Genomic DNA, 17,879 nt, shown 5'->3' with positions numbered 1-17,879 from the left:
TTCAACATTGATATTGACTGATGTACCGCTATCGCGAGCAAGCTCGCTCCCACAATGACCTCTGTGCATTGCCATTAGTGTGTAGCCAACACTCCGCTGTTCCCGTGAAGCGACGATGCAGGCAAGATGAAGGCCTGCAAGTCAGAACACAGGATGCTGATCGTGACCGAAGCTTTTATTGTCGTTCAAACCGCCGAGCAAGCCGTGGACCGGCTTGCGCTCTTGCACAATCGTGCAACCACCGCGCTGAACCAGGCGCTCAAGCGTTACCTCAAGGATCGAGTCGAACCGGACGCCGAACAGCGTGCGATGTTTCGTTATCCTGAACTGCGTCTGACCTACCTCTGCCAGGGCGAAGTCCCACAGACTACTCGCGCCTACGCCAAGGTTCAGTTGCCAGGGACCTACAGCGTCACCGTCACTCATCCGGCGGCCTTCCGTAAATACTTGCTGGAACAGCTGGTGCCGTTGATGCACGACTTCACCGTCACGGTGGAAGTCGGTATCAGCCAGCAAAATATTCCTTATCCGTACGTGGTCGAGCAGGGCGATGAGCTGGCCGGTTCCGGCGTCACCGCTGCCACGCTGGCGCGGGTGTTCCCGAGTACCGACCTGTCCGCTGCCACCGACGGGATCGCCGATGGTTTGTATGACTGGGAAAACACCGATCCGTTGCCGCTGGCGTTGTTCGACGCCGCGCGGGTGGATTTCTCCCTGCGCCGTCTGGTGCATTACACCGGCAGCGACTGGCGTCATGTGCAGCCATGGATTCTGCTGACCAACTACCACCGCTACGTTGACCAGTTCATCGTCCATGGCCTGGAACAGTTGCGCAGCGATCCGCGTTTCGTGCGCATGGTCTTGCCGGGCAACGTGATCATCGAAAAGAGCATGGACCACGGCGAAGCCTCGGCGATTGCCGCCGGTGTGGTTTGGCACCGCTATCAGATGCCGGCCTATCACCTGATCGCCAGCGACGGCCATGGCGTGACCCTGGTCAACATCGGCGTCGGCCCGTCCAACGCCAAGAACATCACCGACCACCTGGCGGTGCTGCGTCCGCATTGCTGGCTGATGATCGGCCACTGTGGCGGCTTGCGTCAGTCGCAGACCATTGGCGATTACGTGCTGGCGCACGCTTACATGCGCCGCGACGGGATTCTCGACCGGGTGGTGCCGCCAAACATTCCGATTCCGGCCCTGGCCGAAGTGCAGATGGCGTTGCAGCAAGCAGCGGCCAATATCACCGGTGAGAAGGGCGACGAATTGAAAAAACGCCTGCGCACCGGCACCGTACTGACCTACGACGACCGTAACTGGGAGTTGCGCTGGGCTCAGGAGCGTCCGCTGATCAACCTGTCTCGCGCTGTAGCGGTGGACATGGAGAGCGGCACCATCGCGGCGCAAGGTTATCGCTTGCGGGTCCCGTACGGCACGTTGCTCTGTGTCTCGGACAAACCGTTGCACAGCGAAATCAAACTGCCGGGTTCGGCCAACGCCTTCTATGAGCGTGCGGTCAGCCAGCATTTGAAGATCGGTATCGAGGCGGTGGATCTGTTGCGCACCGAACTCAACTCGCTGCACTCGCGCAAACTGCGCAGCTTCGACGAGCCGCCGTTCCGCTGATTGCGAGATGGTCATTTAGCGGTCAGGGCACTAGCATTAGCAGCCCTGACCGTTAGATGTTCCTTTTCCCATGTCTCGTCCTCAACGTCCCGTTTCCCGCCGCCCTGGCGTGAAGCCTGCGCCATCGTCCTCAGCCCCGCGCCGTGTCGCCAAAGCGCCGCCGGCCGAGCCGAAGCTGATTCTGTTCAACAAGCCGTTCGATGTGCTGACGCAATTCAGCGACGGAGAAGGGCGGGCGACGCTCAAGGATTACATCGAGATTCCCGGGATTTACCCGGCAGGACGACTGGACCGCGACAGTGAAGGTTTGCTGCTGCTGACCAACGATGGCCAGCTTCAGGCGCGGATTGCCGACCCGAAACACAAACTGGCGAAGACGTATTGGGTGCAGGTGGAAGGCGAGCCGAGCGCAGAGCAATTGCAGCGTTTACGCGATGGCGTGGAGCTGAACGATGGCATGACCTTGCCGGCCGAGGCGCGGCAACTGGATGAGCCGCAGTTGTGGCCACGCAACCCGCCCGTACGCTTTCGCAAAAGCGTGCCGACGAGCTGGCTGGAATTGGTGATTCGCGAAGGGCGTAACCGTCAGGTACGGCGCATGACCGCGGCGGTCGGCTTGCCGACGTTGCGCCTGGTTCGGGTCAAAATAGGCGATTGGTCGATCGAAGGGCTCGATCAGGGCCAGTGGAAGGAAGTGCCGGCGCGTTTATAACGTGCCGGATTCGATCAGGCCGATGACCACGCTTTTGATCACGAACGCGGCCACGCCCAGGCCGAGTACGAAGAACAGGATGAACGAGCCAAAGCGCCCGGCCTTGGATTTTTTCGCCAGATCCCAGACGATGAAACCCATGAAAATGATCAGAATGCTGACCAGACCGGTCATCATCCACTCTTCGAATACTGCAGGATCCATCGAACATCTCCAGCGCGGGCGAGGCTAAAAGGGCGGGGCGAGTATACGGCAAGGAAGAATGGCAGTGGGTTGACCTGCGTCGGTGTGCCGCAGTCATTCGTCGCCCGGCTCGCACTTGTAGGAGCGTGTAGGAGCTGTCGAGTGAAACGAGGCTGCGATCTTTTGATCTTGTTCTTAAAAATCAAAGTCAAAAGATCGCAGCCTCGTTTCACTCGACAGCTCCTACAGAAGCAGGTCTCAGCCACGCAGATGAGTCAGCGGCAACTCCGTGCTATTGAGCACCTGATTAAGCACAAAACTCGACCGCACACTCGTCACCCCTTCAATCCGGGTCAGATGCCCCAGCAGCAATTTCTGATAGTGATCCATATCCGGCACCACCACCTTGAGCTGATAGTCCGCATCCATCCCCGTCACCAAACTGCACTCCAGCACCTGCGGCAACGTACGAATCGCCGCTTCGAAGTTTTCGAACCGCTCTGGCGTATGCCGGTCCATACCGATCAACACGTAAGCCGTCAGGCTCAAACCGAGCATCTTGCGGTCCAGCAGGGCCACCTGGCGGGAGATGTAGCCGTCGTCCTCCAGCTGCTTGACCCGCCGCGAGCATGGCGAGGGGGACAGGCCGATGCGTTCGGCCAGCTCCTGGTTGGAGATGCGCGCGTCACGCTGCAATTCCGCCAAAATGCTCAGGTCGTATCGGTCGAGTTTGCTCATCAATCAGGCCTTTGTCATAACTATTGCGGTGGATTATCTATCCAGGGTTAAAAATTGCGCAAGTGATGTTTATTTGAGCAATCTTCGCAATCCTCTGCCGGCGTCGCGAGCCTATTCTTATCACCAGAATCACTGCTCGGACAAACAGTCCACAGCGGCTCGCCCAATCAGGCCAGCTGCGGTCGCCACCCCCACTGGGGATGAGCCGGCCCCCGAGCTACACACTGTCCAGAAGACGGCGTGAGGTGAGCCGACGTCATAAGCGTCGAGCACGGACGAAGTTCTCTAAAGGGAGGCCGACGGGTCTCCCTTTTCTTTTGCCCGCGATTTTTCATGCCTTTAGAAAGTGTCCCTCAATAAATAAGTTGCGCGACTGATAACCTGTTGCAGAACCGGCCTGTGCTTTCCCAGTCTTACGTACAGGCCCTAACCCGCAGTGAGGAAAAGCATGAAGTCGCGCATCTGGCGTTTGGCCGGTGTTGGTTTGCTGTGTATAAGTGTCACTGCGCAATCGCTGGCCGATGAGCCGCAAAACCGTGGCCCCGATGGCGGGCAAGGCGGCTCGGACGGGCATCAGGGCAATAATCAGGGGCATGGCGGCAATAATCAGCCGCGCCCGCAGAACAACCCGCAGCAGAACCAGCCGCGTGCGCCGCACGACTACAACAGTCCGGTTCGATCACCGCCGCCACCGCCGCAGCTACCGGCCAATGACCTGCCGATTCAGGGCCGGCCCGACACCGTGCGCCAGACCCAGCAGCCACAGCGTGGTTACTACCAGGACGTGCCGCGGCGCAACGATAACAACCAGCATTGGCAGAACAACGGTCCGCGTCCCGATGACCATCGCTGGGCCGGTCGCCCGGACGGGCACGGTAATGGCTGGGGCGCAGGCCCGCAGTACCGTCCCGGTCATGTGATCGATCGTTTCCCCGACCGTGATTACCGCGTGCCTTATCGCGGTCAGGATTACTTCTACTCCGGCGGCTACTGGTATCGTCCGCTCGGCCCGCGTTATGTGGTGGTGCAGCCGCCACGCGGGATTCGCGTCAGCTACTTGCCCGATTACGCGCGCGAAGTGTGGATCGGCGGTGCGCTGTTGTTCCTGGCGGCCGGTTCCTATTACGCCTATCAGGAAAGCACTCAGGATTACGTTGTGGTCGAGCCGCCCGTGCAACCGCAGCCGCAACCGGTCAGCAATAGTTTTGACGTGGTGGCGTATCCGGCCAACGGTCAGTCGCCAGAGCAGGTCAACCAGGACGGTTACGAGTGCTATCAATACGCGGTGCAGCAGAGCGGCTTTGATCCGCGAACGGCCACCTACCAGCCGGACCCGTCGGTGGTGCAAGCCTACCGACAGGCCCAGGGCAACTGCCTGAGCAGTCGCGGTTATCAGGTTTCTTTCTGAGTCCTGCCTGCCAGCACCACTTCTTGCGGGTCGGCGTGCACCAGCACTTCGGCTCGCGGATAAGCCGCGTGAATCGCATCGGCGGCTTGGTCGCTGATGCCGTGAGCGACTGACAGGGTCAAATCCCCCGGCAATTCCAGGTGCAACTGCACGAACCACTGGTTGCCGGAAACCCGCGTACGCAGGTCGTGCGCCCCCAAGACTCCCGGTACGCTGCAGGCCAGTTCGAGCATGTGCTGGCTGACGTCCGACGGCAGTTCTTCATCCATCAGCACCGTAAAACTTTCCCGGGCGATCTGAATCGCGCTCCATAGAATGTAGGCAGCGATCCCCAATCCGAACCAAGGGTCGACCTGATGCCAGCCAAACCCGGCGAGCACCAGCGCCACCAGGATGCTGCCGTTGAGCAGCATGTCCGAGCGGTAATGCAGGGAGTCGGCGCGCACCGCGTTGGAGCCGGTCGCCTTGACGACCCGATGTTGCAACTTCAGCAGGGCCAGGGTCAGGACCAGGGAAAACACAATCACCCCAATACTGATCCACGGCGCCCCCACCGGTTCCGGGTGTTTCAGTCGATCAATCGCCTGCAAGGCAATCAGCACCGCACTGCCACCAATGAATAACGCCTGAGCCATGCCCGCCAGCGACTCGGCCTTGCCGTGTCCGTACCGATGATCATCGTCGGCCGGGCGCAAGGCGTAATGCACCGCGAGCAGGTTGAGCAGCGAGGTGACGCCGTCGAGGGTCGAGTCGGTCAACCCGGCGAGCATGCTCACTGAACCGCTCAACCACCAGGCAATGGCTTTGGCGACGATCAGCGTGCATGCCACCGCCATCGAGGCACGGGTCGCCAGCCGCAGCAGGCGGGCGTGTTCGGAGCTGGAGATCATAGGTGCTGTCGTTCCTTCTTATGCACGGGTTACGCGGCGGGTTGCAGGCCGAACATGGCCAGTTGCTGGGCGCTGCCCTTGTGCTGGATCAGGCGCGGGTCATCCAGCGGGAAGCTGCGGCCCAGTTCTGTTTCGAGAATAGTCTGCAGCTTGTGGTTATCGACCTTGCCGTCGGTGCCGATGGCTTCCTTGAGTTTTTCCGGGGCCACCTGGGCGGTCTTGCCGGGCTCGAAGTAAATCGCGCCGGTGGCGAAGTCCACGGCAAACGCGATCAGGCCGGGGATGATGTAGAACAGCAAGCCCACGGCATCCAGCGCGGCGATGGCCGGGTCGATCTTGCCGTCAATCTGACCGCGACGGTCAGGGTAGAAAATCGATCCGCAAGCGGTCACCTGGGTCAGCAACGTCGCGACCAATACACCGCCAATCAAGCGAAAGGGAACACGCATATGAAATCTCCTGGGTCATCTGGAAAACGAAGCGTCGTCGATATGAATTAGGACCACGACGAACGCCAGGCAGTTCGCCGTTATACTCGCGCCTCTGTTTGGGAGCCAGCATGATTTCTTTGCCGATTGATGAAGTTTTACCCGCCCTGCGTGAAGCCTTGGCTACACGCCATGAAGCCGTGCTCGAAGCACCGCCCGGCGCCGGTAAAACCACCCGCGTGCCACTGGCCTTGCTCAACGAGCCCTGGTTGGCCGGGCAGACCATTCTGATGCTTGAACCGCGGCGGTTGGCCGCTCGCGCGGCAGCGGAGCGTCTGGCCAGTGAGCTGGGCGAGAAGGTCGGTGAAACCGTCGGTTATCGCATTCGTCTCGACAGCAAAGTCGGCCCCAACACCCGCATTGAAGTGGTCACCGAAGGGATTCTGACTCGACGCTTGCAGGACGATCCGGCGCTCGAAGGCGTGGGTTTGCTGATTTTCGACGAATTCCACGAACGCAGTCTCGACGCCGATCTGGCGTTGGCCCTGAGCCTGAATGGCCGCGAGCTGTTTCGTGACGATCAACCGCTGAAAATCCTGTTGATGTCGGCAACGCTGGAAGGCGAGCGCTTGGCCGGGTTGCTCGATGACGCGCCGATCCTGCGCAGCGAAGGCCGCATGTACCCGGTGGCGATGCGCTGGGGCCGGCCATTCCAGCCCGGTGAATTCATCGAGCCACGGTTGGTGCAGACCATCCTCGAAGCCTTGAACGATGAAACCGGCAGCGTATTGGTGTTCCTGCCGGGGCAGGCGGAAATCCGTCGCGTGCATCAACAGTTGGCTGATGCGCTGGGCGAGAACACGCAAGTTCTACTCTGCCCGTTGCACGGTGAACTGGACCTCGCCGCCCAACGCGCCGCGATCGATCCGGCCCCCTCCGGCAAACGCAAAGTGGTGCTGGCGACCAACATCGCCGAGACCAGCCTGACCATCGACGGCGTGCGCGTGGTCATCGATGCCGGGCTGGCGCGGGTGCCGCGTTTTGATCCGGGCAGCGGCATGGCCCGCCTCGACACCCAACGTATTTCCAAAGCCAGCGCCACTCAGCGTGCGGGCCGGGCCGGGCGGTTGGAACCGGGTGTGTGTTATCGGTTGTGGTCGCAAGATCAGCACGAGCAACTGGCGGCCTACGCCAGCGCGGAAATTCTCTCGGCGGATCTTGCCGGATTAGCGTTGCAGCTCGGTCGCTGGGGTGTGACGCCGGGGCAATTGGTGTGGCTCGACGTGCCGCCAGCGGCCGCTTATGCGCAGGCTCAGGACTTGCTTGAGCGCTTGGGCGCATTGGACGGCGAAGCGTTGAGCCGCCACGGTCAGGCCATGGCCGAACTGCCGGCCCATCCGCGCATCGCGCATTTGCTGTTGCGCGGTCAGGCGCTCGGCTTGGCCGACATGGCCTGCGATGTCGCGGCCTTGCTCGGCGAGCGAGATATTTTGCGTGGCGCCGGAGCGGATCTGCACAGTCGATTGGTGCTGTTGTCCGGCGAAGAACGGGCCGCACGCGGTGCTCAAGGTGGCGTTCAACGAGCCCGGCAACTGGCGCGGCAGTATCGCGGTTATCTGCGGGGCAAGGCGTCGGAGCCGGTCGGCGATCCGGATCATCCGCGCTGGCTCGGCGCACTACTGGCGTTGGCCTATCCCGACCGCGTTGCCCAGCAGCGTCGTGCCGGTGGCGCGGAATATCGTTTGGCCAACGGTCGTGCTGCGCTGTTCGCCGAAGCCGACAGTTTGATGAAGCAACCGTGGCTGGTGATCGCCGATCTCGGCAGTCGTCAGGGCCAGCGTGAAGAACGCATTTATCTGGCGGCGGATTTCGATCCGGCGCTGTTCGATTCAGTGCTGGCCGAACAGGTGCGCTGCGTCGATCAACTGGATTGGGATGAGCGTGAAGGCGTGTTGCGGGCCGAGCGTCAGCGTAAGGTCGGTGAATTGATCCTCAGCCGTGAACCGTTGACCGGACTCGATGAGACCGCTCGCAGCCAGGCGTTGGTGAATCTGGTGCGGCGCAAAGGTCTGGAGCTGTTGCCGTGGACTCCGGAGCTGCGACAGTGGCAAGCGCGGGTTGCGTTGTTGCGACAACTGGACCTCAGCAGTAAAGAGCAGAGTGAATGGCCGGATGTCAGCGACGCCGCCCTGCTCAAAAACCTCGAACATTGGCTGATGCCGTATCTGGGCAAAGTCTCGCGCCTCAGCCACTTCGCCAATCTGGACCTGTCGAGCATCGTCCATAACCTGTTGCCGTGGCCGCTGCCGCAACGGCTCGATGAGCTGGCGCCGCATCATTTGAGCGTGCCGTCGGGTTCGTCGATTCGTCTGGATTACAGCGAACAGCCGCCGATTCTGGCGGTGCGGTTGCAGGAGTTGTTCGGCCTGGCCGAAACCCCGCGGATTGCCGGTGGCCGGCAGGTGGTCAAGTTGCATCTGCTGTCCCCGGCGCGACGGCCGGTACAGGTGACTCAGGATCTGGCGAACTTCTGGCGCAGTACGTATGCCGAGGTGAAGAAGGATTTGAAAGGTCGGTATCCGAAGCATTACTGGCCGGATGATCCGCTGGTGGCCGAGGCGACGGCGCGGATCAAACCCCGTAAAAGCTGAAGATCAAAAGATCGCAGCCTCGTTTCACTCGACAGCTCCTACAAGGGATACGCGGTACATGTAGGAGCTGTCGAGTGAAACGAGGCTGCGATCTTTTGACATTGATGTTCAAGAGGCGGCCTTGGCCGTCAACTGCTCCCGACAATAATCGGCAAACAACTGCGCCGGTTTGGTCAGTTGCCCGCGCTTGAGCCACGCCGCCACCAGCCCTGAGCCGGTGATGTCTTCGACGATGTCCACACACACCACTTTCTGGCCGTCATAGGTGCATTCCGAATGCGGCCGGGTGACCAGGATCGAGAAGCCGAAGCCTTGCCCGACCATGCCCCGGACCATCTCGATCGACGGTGAGCTGAAGGCAATGTTCGGCGTCAGCCCCAACTCTTCGAACAGGCTGACGAAGTAGGTCCGGCTCGGTTGCACGTCCAGCAGAATCATCGGCTCCAGGCACAGGTCGCGCAGCGACACTTGCTTGAGCTGCGCAAAGCGATGATCCGCCGGCAGCAGCGCATAAGGCCGTTGCGCCGGCATCAGTGGTTCGGTCTGGATGGTGGCGTCGAGGTCGTGTTCATACAGGATCGCCAGGTCGAAGGTGCCCGAGGTCAGGCCTTGCACCAGTTCTTGCTGTTCGCCGTCGCGGATGCGGATTTTCACCCCCGGATACAGCGCCGAGAATCCGGCAATCAACTGCGGCAGGTACAGCGGCGCGACCGTTTCGAAGCAACCGATATCGATTTGCCCGGCCACCACGTCGTTGTCGGCCAGGGCGTTCTGTTCGAACTCCTTGGCCATGCGCAGCAGTTCCTGGGCCTTGCGGTAGAAGCGTGCGCCGCTGGGGGTCAAAGACACGCCCTGGGCGTGGTGACGGATCAGCAGTTGCACGCCGAAGCTGTCTTCCAGGCCTTTGATCGCCGTGGAGATGGCCGGCTGGGCGATGTACAGCTTGCGCGACGCCTCGGCGACGCTGCCGCATTCGACGGTGGTGATGAAGTACTTCAATTGACGCAGGTTGTAGGCAGCCACGGCAAACCTCGGGGTGGATGATTTCGACATCCAGGCAATTTTCGCGCCGACTGCATCCGTTCTGACGACGGTGTTGTTATGCCTGAACAATAACCACATACCGCGCCACCGGGGAGATCGGTTGCCCAGTTTTTTCATGGTCTGCGAAGACATTTTTACTATTTTTCCTGGACACAGGCCTGGGCCACCATCCAATCCACAAGAAAGCCCATGGAGCATCTGAACGTGTTCGAGCTTACATTCTGGCAAAACAAAGCTGCTGCGCTGCGGTTTCCCGATCAGGCCGTGATCGACGGCAAACCCCGTGCGGCGCAGTCGGGGCAGACCTTCGCCGCGATCAACCCCGCCACCGGCCAGTGCCTGGCCAACGTGGCCGCGTGCGGCGATGAAGACGTGGACGCCGCGGTGCGCAATGCGCGGCACGTGTTCGAGGCCGGAACCTGGTCGGCGCGTTCGCCGAATGAGCGCAAGCAAGTGCTGTTGCGCCTGGCCGATCTGATCATGACCCATCGCGAAGAACTGGCGCTGCTCGACTCGCTGAACATGGGCAAACCGGTGATGGACGCCTACAACATCGACGTACCGGGCGCCGCCGGAGTGTTTCGTTGGTACGCCGAAAGCCTCGATAAACTCTACGACCAGATCGCCCCCAGCGCGCAGAACGTGCTGGCGACCATCACCCGCGAAGCGCTGGGCGTGGTCGCTGCCGTGGTGCCATGGAATTTCCCGCTGGACATGGCCGCGTGGAAACTCGCACCCGCGTTGGCGGCGGGTAATTCGGTGATTCTAAAACCGGCCGAGCAGTCACCGTTTTCCGCCCTGCGTCTGGCCGAGCTGGCGCTGGAAGCCGGCCTGCCAGCGGGCGTGTTGAACGTGTTGCCGGGGCTCGGCGAGCAGACCGGCAAAGCCCTCGGTCTGCACCCGGACGTCGATTGCCTGGTGTTCACCGGCTCCACCGAAGTCGGCAAATACTTCATGCAGTACTCCGCGCAATCCAACCTGAAACAGGTGTGGCTGGAGTGCGGCGGCAAGAGCGCCAATCTGGTGTTCGCTGATTGTCAGGACCTCGACCTCGCCGCAGAGAAAGCCGCGTTCGGGATCTTTTTCAATCAGGGTGAAGTCTGCTCGGCCAACTCGCGGTTGCTGGTGCAGCGTTCGATTCATGACGAGTTCGTCGAGCGCGTCAAAGCACACGCCGAGCGCTGGCAGCCGGGTGATCCGCTGGACCCGTCGAGCCGCGCCGGGGCGATTGTCGACAGCCGCCAGACGGCACGCATCATGAAGTTCATCCAGCAGGCCGAACGCCAAGGCGCAACGAAACTCTGTGGCGGTCGACAGTCGATTTTCAACGGCTCCGACAACTTCATTCAGCCGACCATTTTCACCGGCGTGACGCCGGACATGCCGCTGTTTCGCGATGAAGTGTTCGGCCCGGTGCTGGCGGTCACGGCGTTCGATGATGAGGCCCACGCCTTGCAACTGGCCAACGACAGCGTCTACGGTTTGGCCGCGTCGCTGTGGACCGACGACCTCAACCGCGCCCACCGCGTGGCGCGGCAATTGCGAGCGGGCACGGTGTCGGTCAACAGCGTCGATGCGCTGGACGTGACCGTGCCTTTCGGCGGCGGCAAACAATCCGGTTTCGGCCGTGACCTGTCGCTGCATTCATTCGATAAATACACCCAGTTGAAGACCACTTGGTTTCAGCTGCGCTCATAACAGCCGCTAATAACAAAACGGAGAACTGGCGATGACCACACCACGTGAAACCCGCGACTACCAGGCCGCCGACGCTGCGCACCACATCCACGCATTCGTCGATCAAAAAGCGCTCAACGATGAAGGGCCTCGAGTGATGGTCCGTGGCGAGCGCCTGCACCTGTGGGACAACGATGGTCGGCGTTACCTCGACGGCATGTCCGGGCTGTGGTGCACCAACCTCGGTTACGGGCGCAAGGACCTGGCCGCCGCCGCGTCCCGACAACTGGAGCAGTTGCCGTACTACAACATGTTTTTCCACACCACTCACCCGCAGGTGATCGAACTCTCGGAGCTGCTGTTCAGCCTGTTGCCAGGGCACTACAGCCACGCGATCTACACCAACTCCGGCTCCGAGGCCAACGAGGTGCTGATCCGCACGGTGCGTCGTTACTGGACGATTCTCGGCAAGCCCGAGAAGAAAGTCATGATCGGTCGCTGGAACGGTTACCACGGCTCGACCCTGGCGGCGACGGCACTCGGTGGCATGAAGTTCATGCACGAAATGGGCGGCATGATTCCCGACATCGAACACATTGATGAGCCGTACTTTTTCGCCCACGAGGGCAACCTGACCCCGGCTGAATTTGGCCTGCGGGCGGCGCAGCAATTGGAAGCGAAGATTCTCGAACTCGGTGCGGACAAGGTCGCCGGGTTTATCGCCGAACCGTTTCAGGGCGCGGGCGGGATGATCTTTCCGCCAGAGAGTTACTGGCCGGAAATTCAGCGTATTTGCCGTAAATACGACGTGCTGTTGTGCGCCGATGAAGTGATCGGTGGCTTCGGTCGCACCGGCGAGTGGTTCGCCCACGAGCACTTCGGTTTCGAGCCAGACACGCTGTCGATTGCCAAGGGTTTGACCTCGGGTTACATCCCCATGGGTGGTCTGATTCTGTCGAAGAAAATGGCTCAGGTACTGGTGGAGCAGGGCGGGGTATTTGCCCACGGCTTGACCTACTCCGGGCACCCGGTGGCGGCGGCGGTGGCCATCGCCAACCTAACGGCATTGCGCGATGAAGGGGTGGTGACGCGGGTCAAGGACGACATCGGGCCGTACCTGCAACAGTGCTTGCGCGAAGTGTTCGGCAATCACCCGTTGGTGGGTGATATTCAGGGTGTCGGCATGGTCGCGGCGCTGCAATTGGCTGAGGACAAAACCAGTCGCAAGCGCTTTGCCAATGAGAACGACATTGCCTGGCGTTGCCGCACGATTGGCTTTGAAGAGGGAGTGATTATTCGCTCGACGTTGGGGCGGATGATCATGGCGCCGGCGTTGATTGCCCGTCGGGAAGAGGTTGATGAGTTGGTGGGGAAAACCCTGAAAGCCGTTGATCGTACAGCGCAGGAATACGGCCGGCTCTGATCTGAAATTGGTGTGATCCCAAAAAGATCGCAGCCTTCGGCAGCTCCTACAGGGGATCGCATTCCTATGTAGGAGCTGCCGAAGGCTGCGATCTTTTGCTTTTGATGGCGCTTTGCACTCTCCCCGTGCACCCCCGCCAACCCCGCCCTTTCGCAGTGCGCGCTACCCAGTTTTTTCATCACTCCCATCGACATATTTCCTAATTTTCCTAATCCCGGCCTTGGTCCAACATCGACCTCGCCAGTCAGCCAAACGCTGCTCACCGAAAGGTCCATCAGAGACCTCAGGTGGCAGCTCTTCTCCAAGGCCGCTGGCCGTACTGCCCATGACAAAACTAAATCAACAGCTTTGGGAGTGCTCCATGATCAAGTCCTTGCTTACCCGCTTCGCACATCCACTGGCGGTCACCGCCATCGCCGCGACGGTCGCTACCAGCGCCCAGGCCGGCACCCTCTCTATCGGCCACACCACGTGGGTCGGTTACGGCACGCTCTACCTGGCTCAGGATCTGGGCTATTTCAAGGAAAACGGTTTGACCGTCGAATTGCCTGTCGTCGAAGAGGCTTCGATGTACATGGCCGCGCAAGCCTCGGGCGAATTGTCGGGCTCGGCGTCGACCATCGACGAGGTGCTCAAGTACCGTCCGCAATTCTGCTTCAAAGCGGTGGCCGCACTGGATGACAGCCATGGTGGCGACGGCGTGCTCGTGGGCAAGGACGTCAAGAGTCTGCAGGAGCTGAAAGGCAAGGCGGTGGCGGTGAACGAAGGGTCGACCTCGCAGTTCTGGCTGTCTTACCTGCTGAAAAAACACGGCATGAAAATGAGTGACATCACCGTGCAGAACATGACAGCTGACGACGCCGCCACCGCGTTCATCGCCGGTCGCGTGCCTGCCGCCGTGACCTGGGAACCGCACCTGTCGATGGTCCGCAGCAAGCAACAAGGCAAGGTGCTGATCGACAGCAGCAGCACGCCGGGTGTGATTGTCGACGTGGTCGCGCTCAACTGCACGGTCATCGAGAAGCAGCCGGAAGACGTCAAGGCGTTGGTGGCCGGTCTGTACAAGGCGGTCCAGTACACCAAGGATCATCCGGAAGAAGCCTACAAAATCATGGCCAAAGGCGTCGGCGGTTACCTCGCCGATCCGAAGGAACTGGCCGCTGCCGCGCAAGGCGTGCGCTTCTACGATCAGGCCATGAGCGAAAAACTCCTCGGCTCGCCGGGCAAACCGGGCGACAGCGAACCGCTGATCAAACTGGCCAACGAGACCGCCAGCGAATTGCAGGGCAAACCCTACAACGTCAGCAATGACGACCTGATCGACAACCGCTTCGTCAGCCCGCTCTAGGAGGTTTGCATGTTCAAGCGCAATTCATGGCTGAGCCGCTGCATCACGCCCAAGACCGGCCTGCCGGTGTCGGTGATCTGGAGCGCGAGCGGTCTGGCCTGGGTGTTGTTGGTCGGCCTGTGGGCCGGGTTGTCTTACGGCGGCGTGGTGCCGGGCATGTTCCTGCCGACACCGGGCGCGGTGGTTGAGGCCGCTGTGCGCCTGAGCCGCGACGGCACGCTCGGCCTGCATGTGTGGGCCAGCCTCGAAGTGGTAATGGTCGGCTTCATTGTGTCGTCGCTGGTGGCCGTGCCGCTGGGGTTGCTGATGGGCAGCTTTCGCATCGTCCAGGCGTTCCTTGAGCCAATGGTGAATTTCATCCGCTACCTACCGGTGACTTCGTTCGTGCCGCTGTTTATTTTGTGGATCGGCATCGGTCTGGAGCAGCGGGTCTCGGTGATCATCTTCGGCGTGTTCTTCCAGCAACTGGTGATGATCGCGGACGTGTCAAAAGGCATCTCCAAGGACCTGATCAACGCGTCTTACACCTTGGGTTCGAACCGTCGCGATGCGGTGCTGCATGTGATCGCTCCGGCGTCGTTGCCGGGTGTGCTCGACACCTTGCGCGTGACCATGGGCTGGGCCTGGACTTACCTGGTGGTCGCCGAACTGGTCGCGGCTTCCAGTGGTCTGGGTTACTTGAGCCTTAAAGCCATGCGCGGCTTTCAAGTGGATGTGATTTTTCTGGCAATCGCGATCATCGGCCTGCTGGGCCTGGTCACCGATCAACTGTTCCGTTTTCTCCGTCTGAGGATCGCCGCATGGGCTCAGTAAGCGCCGTCAACCCTCGTTTCGTCACGCCACAGGCCGCCCCGGTGCACGCCGCGCCACGGCTGCAAGTGGACAAGGTCAGTCTTCGCTATCAAAAGCCCGACGGTGGCGTGTTCACCGCGCTGGATCAGGTGTCGTTCGAAGTGCCGGATCAGCAATTCGCCGTGCTGGTGGGGCCTTCGGGCTGCGGCAAGTCGAGTTTGCTGTACCTCACGGCGGGTCTGAATGAGCCCACGGAAGGCGAGATTTACGTCGGTGGTCAGCAAGTTCAAGGACCGGGTGCGGATCGCGGCATGGTGTTCCAGAGCTATACGCTGTTCCCGTGGCTGACCGTGCGCCAGAACGTCGAGTTCGGCCTCAAACGTCGCGGTATGGCCGCCGCTCAGCGCAAGGAGATCGTTGATTACTATGTCAACGAAGTGGGCCTGACCGGGTTTGCCGACAACTACGCCAAGCAGCTGTCCGGCGGCATGATGCAGCGCGTCGCCATTGCCCGGGCGCTGGCCAACGATCCGCAAATCTTGCTCATGGACGAGCCCTTCGGTGCACTCGACAGCCAGACGCGCCTGCAAATGCAGCAGCTGTTGTTGCGGGTCTGGGGCAACAGCAAGAAGACCGTGTTGTTCGTGACCCACGATATCGACGAGGCGATTCTGCTGGGCGACCGGGTCTACGTGATGGGCGCGCGGCCCGGTCGGATCAAGCAGATTCTGGACGTGCCGATCGAACGCCCACGGACCCTGGACATGGTCATGGAGCGCTCGTTCATCGACATGAAACGCAGGATCTTCGGGCTATTGCATGATGAGCTGGAGGAGGAACATTGATTCAGCGCAATCCCTGTAGGAGCTGCCGAAGGCTGCGATCTTTTGATTCTGATTGTTGGCGGAGCTGAACTCGCTGAAGATCAAAAGATCGCAGGCTTCGCCAGCTCCTACAACTTCTGCATTTTAAGGCGCAGCAGGCAGCAGGAAACGGGCGATCACCGGCAAGTGATCGGAGATCCGCAAGGTGTCGTCCTGCCTCACCGTCGCCTCGACCCGTTTGATCCGCGGACTGTAGAACAGGTAGTCGACAGTCCGGTCCGGGCCGTTCAAGCCCGGATCATTCGGGTAATGAGTCAGCCACCGCGCCCGGTCGATGCCGCTGGCTTCGTTGTTGGTCGGGATCATCGGGTATTTGTCCCACAGCACATGCAGCGCGCTGTCGGCGGAGTAGGGCGTGCGTTGCTCGTCGGGCAGGCGTCGATATTGCCCCAGCGGTAACAGATTGAAGTCCCCACCGATCAACCATGGCGTGCCGCGGCTTTCGAACTTGTCGAGGACTTTGACCGTGGCCGTCACCTGGGATTGCAGCGTTTCGTCTGGCGGGATTACGCGGTCCAGATGGGTGTTGAGCACCGCCATCTGACCGCCGTCGCTCAACGGCAGGTAGGTGACCAGCAAGGCGTTTTTCGGTTTGAATTGGCGGGTGATGAAGTTGGCCGGTCCGACCGGTAATTGCAGGCGTTCAGCGTGTTCGATCTGGTAGCGGCTGAGGGTGGCCAGTTGTCGGCCGACGCTGCCAAAGATGTGCGGCTCAGGCACGAAGTCGGCTTTCCAGTCGAACGCGTGAGCGCTGCACGGATACAGGTCCGCGACTCGCTCCTGAAGCAGTTTGAACTGGTTTTGGTAATCGCTGGTCTTGGCGCCGTCATCGAGCTCCTGCAGCAGCACGACATCCGGTTGCTCGTCGCGGATCACCCGCGCCACTTCATCGAGGCTGAACGCCATGTCTTCGGGCGTGGGTTTTTCGTCATTGCCGGCTGCCAGGTCATTCCAGAACACGTAGCGTTTTCCCGCCAGGTACTGGACGTTCCAGGTCATCACCTTCAGTGCCTGACCGGGCACCAGCGTCGGTGCCTGGGCGTTGCAACTGACCGGCAAGGCTTCCTTGGCTTCGGGGCGCCAGGTCAGGCTGTAGATCAGCAAGGCAATCAGGCCGGTCACGATCAACAGGCCCAGCAGGGTGTAGCGCAGTAGACGGGTCATGGCTCGGCTTATAGCGTTACAAAAGTTGAGCCCGAGCATAACCGAGCGTCGGGTTTAATCCCAAGAGTGAAACCGCCTGCACATCAATTAGCTGCTACAGGGGGGCGCGTTGTTCTTCAAAGAGGTCGATCAATCTTTTCCGGCACCTCGCCGATCAGCATGAACAAGCGGAACAGCACCACGCTGACGAACAATTGCAGGAAGCTGTGGGCGCTGTCGATCAGCAGGGAAATCACCGGGTTCTGCGGTTCGGGATAGACCGCAAGGGTCGCGCCCTTGAGCACCCACAACGGGCCCATTACACAGAGAATGCACACCAGAATGCGCAGGAAGTGGCCGCGGGTCAGGCGCAGGCTTTCCTTCATCGCCGCCAGCGGTGCGAAGCCGCGCAGCACCAGGAGGTACTCGCCAAACGCCAGGGTCACCATCAGCCAGATGCCCGGCAGGAAATACAGCGACAGGCCGATCAGGATCAGCAAGGTATTGAGCGCGGTGAGCAGGGCGAAGCGTGGCCACAGGGTCGCGGACATCGCCAGCAGGTCGCGAGTGCGCGGTGATTCCCCACGACTGCGTGCATCGAGAAACAGGATCAGCGCAGCGGTGTACAGCGGATAAACCAGCAAGCCGACCATCACGCTGATACCGGGAAAGCTGTCCGGCTCGGTGGAGTGATCGACCACTTGTTGCAGCAGCGCCTCGAAGATCACCAGCGGCAGGCACAGCCGCACGATCTGGCCCAGATTGCGCTTGAAGAAATACAGAGAGTCACGCAGCACATCGAACGAATTCATCAGTCGGTATCGCAGGTTGAAAGCAGTGGCCCACTTTAACCGATGAAGCGCTTTGGGGCGCAAACGTAAACGTTCGGTAAAGACCATTGAAACATCCTGTATCAGCCTCCATTACGGATG

Annotated in this window: 16 protein-coding genes; 9 read left to right on the top strand and 7 right to left on the bottom strand. The window is 60.7% G+C overall.

The genetic code is table 11. The features are described from left to right. Nucleotides 1-126 precede the first annotated feature (126 nt). Nucleotides 127-1,626: an AMP nucleosidase gene (gene amn / locus ACA059_RS27830; RefSeq protein ID WP_347805717.1), complete on the top strand. Its 1,500-nt coding sequence runs from the start codon at nucleotides 127-129 to the stop codon at nucleotides 1,624-1,626. Between the two features lie 70 nt (nucleotides 1,627-1,696). Further along, nucleotides 1,697-2,338, top strand: coding sequence for a pseudouridine synthase (locus tag ACA059_RS27825; protein WP_497631729.1), 642 nt, complete (start codon nucleotides 1,697-1,699; stop codon nucleotides 2,336-2,338). Here the strand turns inward: ACA059_RS27825 and ACA059_RS27820 are convergent. Then, entirely contained in the window at nucleotides 2,333-2,542 is a 210-nt protein-coding gene (locus tag ACA059_RS27820; protein ID WP_007937369.1) for a DUF2788 domain-containing protein, read from the bottom strand. The genes ACA059_RS27825 and ACA059_RS27820 overlap by 6 nt on opposite strands. A 237-nt stretch (nucleotides 2,543-2,779) precedes the next feature. Continuing rightward, nucleotides 2,780-3,259, bottom strand: coding sequence for an Lrp/AsnC family transcriptional regulator (locus ACA059_RS27815; protein WP_054052470.1), 480 nt, complete (start codon nucleotides 3,257-3,259; stop codon nucleotides 2,780-2,782). 448 nt (nucleotides 3,260-3,707) lie between these two features. Between ACA059_RS27815 and ACA059_RS27810 the strand changes: the two genes are divergently transcribed. Further along, nucleotides 3,708-4,667, top strand: a complete 960-nt coding sequence (locus ACA059_RS27810) for a DUF6515 family protein (protein WP_497631728.1) — start codon at nucleotides 3,708-3,710, stop codon at nucleotides 4,665-4,667. Here ACA059_RS27810 and ACA059_RS27805 read toward each other — a convergent pair. Both ACA059_RS27805 and pmcY read right to left on the bottom strand, forming a co-directional pair. After that, nucleotides 4,652-5,557: a cation diffusion facilitator family transporter gene (locus ACA059_RS27805; RefSeq protein WP_497631727.1), complete on the bottom strand. Its 906-nt coding sequence runs from the start codon at nucleotides 5,555-5,557 to the stop codon at nucleotides 4,652-4,654. The two genes, ACA059_RS27810 and ACA059_RS27805, sit on opposite strands and share 16 nt — an antisense overlap. Before the next feature lie 29 nt (nucleotides 5,558-5,586). Continuing rightward, complete coding sequence (pmcY, locus tag ACA059_RS27800; protein WP_497631726.1) at nucleotides 5,587-6,006, bottom strand: periplasmic Zn2+ metallochaperone PmcY; 420 nt, start codon at nucleotides 6,004-6,006, stop codon at nucleotides 5,587-5,589. A gap of 110 nt (nucleotides 6,007-6,116) precedes the next feature. On the opposite strand from pmcY, the gene hrpB reads away from it, so the two are divergent. Next, the gene (gene hrpB / locus ACA059_RS27795) at nucleotides 6,117-8,636 is read left to right on the top strand and encodes an ATP-dependent helicase HrpB (RefSeq protein WP_497631725.1); all 2,520 of its coding nucleotides are present in this window, start codon (nucleotides 6,117-6,119) and stop codon (nucleotides 8,634-8,636) included. A gap of 108 nt (nucleotides 8,637-8,744) precedes the next feature. Here the strand turns inward: hrpB and ACA059_RS27790 are convergent, their stop codons facing one another. Further along, nucleotides 8,745-9,659: a LysR substrate-binding domain-containing protein gene (locus tag ACA059_RS27790; RefSeq protein WP_046048823.1), complete on the bottom strand. Its 915-nt coding sequence runs from the start codon at nucleotides 9,657-9,659 to the stop codon at nucleotides 8,745-8,747. A gap of 225 nt (nucleotides 9,660-9,884) precedes the next feature. Here ACA059_RS27790 and ACA059_RS27785 point away from each other — a divergent pair, with 225 nt between their 5' ends. The 5 genes from ACA059_RS27785 to ACA059_RS27765 all read left to right on the top strand — a co-directional run bounded on the left by ACA059_RS27785 (nucleotide 9,885) and on the right by ACA059_RS27765 (nucleotide 15,765). Next, nucleotides 9,885-11,378, top strand: coding sequence for an aldehyde dehydrogenase (locus tag ACA059_RS27785; protein WP_497631724.1), 1,494 nt, complete (start codon nucleotides 9,885-9,887; stop codon nucleotides 11,376-11,378). A 31-nt stretch (nucleotides 11,379-11,409) separates the two neighbouring features. After that, nucleotides 11,410-12,780, top strand: coding sequence for an aspartate aminotransferase family protein (locus ACA059_RS27780; RefSeq protein WP_497631723.1), 1,371 nt, complete (start codon nucleotides 11,410-11,412; stop codon nucleotides 12,778-12,780). Between the two features lie 361 nt (nucleotides 12,781-13,141). Beyond that, a complete protein-coding gene (locus ACA059_RS27775) occupies nucleotides 13,142-14,128 on the top strand; it encodes an ABC transporter substrate-binding protein (RefSeq protein ID WP_497631722.1) in 987 nt (328 codons plus the stop codon). Nucleotides 14,129-14,137: 9 nt separating this feature from the next. Further along, on the top strand, nucleotides 14,138-14,941 hold the full coding sequence (locus ACA059_RS27770) for an ABC transporter permease (protein ID WP_008149230.1): 804 nt from the start codon (nucleotides 14,138-14,140) through the stop codon (nucleotides 14,939-14,941). Further along, a complete protein-coding gene (locus ACA059_RS27765) occupies nucleotides 14,929-15,765 on the top strand; it encodes an ABC transporter ATP-binding protein (RefSeq protein WP_497631721.1) in 837 nt (278 codons plus the stop codon). Before ACA059_RS27770 ends, ACA059_RS27765 begins: the two co-directional genes overlap by 13 nt. 123 nt (nucleotides 15,766-15,888) lie before the next feature. Here ACA059_RS27765 and ACA059_RS27760 read toward each other — a convergent pair whose 3' ends face one another. Both ACA059_RS27760 and ACA059_RS27755 read right to left on the bottom strand, forming a co-directional pair. Further along, nucleotides 15,889-16,968, bottom strand: coding sequence for an endonuclease/exonuclease/phosphatase family protein (locus ACA059_RS27760; protein WP_497631719.1), 1,080 nt, complete (start codon nucleotides 16,966-16,968; stop codon nucleotides 15,889-15,891). A 116-nt stretch (nucleotides 16,969-17,084) separates the two neighbouring features. Further along, nucleotides 17,085-17,759 carry a YciC family protein gene (locus ACA059_RS27755; protein ID WP_497631717.1) on the bottom strand — a complete coding sequence of 225 codons (675 nt, stop codon included), beginning with the start codon at nucleotides 17,757-17,759 and terminating at the stop codon, nucleotides 17,085-17,087. Nucleotides 17,760-17,879 lie beyond the last annotated feature (120 nt).

This window comes from Pseudomonas sp. LBUM1647 (assembly GCF_059716175.1).
Note: the sequence above shows the minus strand (reverse complement) of the source record. Positions and strands in the feature narration are given on the sequence as shown.

Bases quoted from the DNA above. Each gene is read 5' to 3' on its own strand.
- ACA059_RS27765 (WP_497631721.1), top strand. From the start codon at position 14,929: ATGGGCTCAGTAAGCGCCGTCAACCCTCGTTTCGTCACGCCACAGGCC.
- ACA059_RS27825 (WP_497631729.1), top strand. From the start codon at position 1,697: ATGTCTCGTCCTCAACGTCCCGTTTCCCGCCGCCCTGGCGTGAAGCCT.
- ACA059_RS27775 (WP_497631722.1), top strand. From the start codon at position 13,142: ATGATCAAGTCCTTGCTTACCCGCTTCGCACATCCACTGGCGGTCACC.
- ACA059_RS27805 (WP_497631727.1), bottom strand. From the start codon at position 5,557: ATGATCTCCAGCTCCGAACACGCCCGCCTGCTGCGGCTGGCGACCCGT.
- ACA059_RS27820 (WP_007937369.1), bottom strand. From the start codon at position 2,542: ATGGATCCTGCAGTATTCGAAGAGTGGATGATGACCGGTCTGGTCAGC.
- pmcY (WP_497631726.1), bottom strand. From the start codon at position 6,006: ATGCGTGTTCCCTTTCGCTTGATTGGCGGTGTATTGGTCGCGACGTTG.
- ACA059_RS27755 (WP_497631717.1), bottom strand. From the start codon at position 17,759: ATGAATTCGTTCGATGTGCTGCGTGACTCTCTGTATTTCTTCAAGCGC.
- ACA059_RS27770 (WP_008149230.1), top strand. From the start codon at position 14,138: ATGTTCAAGCGCAATTCATGGCTGAGCCGCTGCATCACGCCCAAGACC.
- ACA059_RS27810 (WP_497631728.1), top strand. From the start codon at position 3,708: ATGAAGTCGCGCATCTGGCGTTTGGCCGGTGTTGGTTTGCTGTGTATA.
- ACA059_RS27760 (WP_497631719.1), bottom strand. From the start codon at position 16,968: ATGACCCGTCTACTGCGCTACACCCTGCTGGGCCTGTTGATCGTGACC.
- ACA059_RS27815 (WP_054052470.1), bottom strand. From the start codon at position 3,259: ATGAGCAAACTCGACCGATACGACCTGAGCATTTTGGCGGAATTGCAG.
- amn (WP_347805717.1), top strand. From the start codon at position 127: ATGAAGGCCTGCAAGTCAGAACACAGGATGCTGATCGTGACCGAAGCT.
- hrpB (WP_497631725.1), top strand. From the start codon at position 6,117: ATGATTTCTTTGCCGATTGATGAAGTTTTACCCGCCCTGCGTGAAGCC.
- ACA059_RS27780 (WP_497631723.1), top strand. From the start codon at position 11,410: ATGACCACACCACGTGAAACCCGCGACTACCAGGCCGCCGACGCTGCG.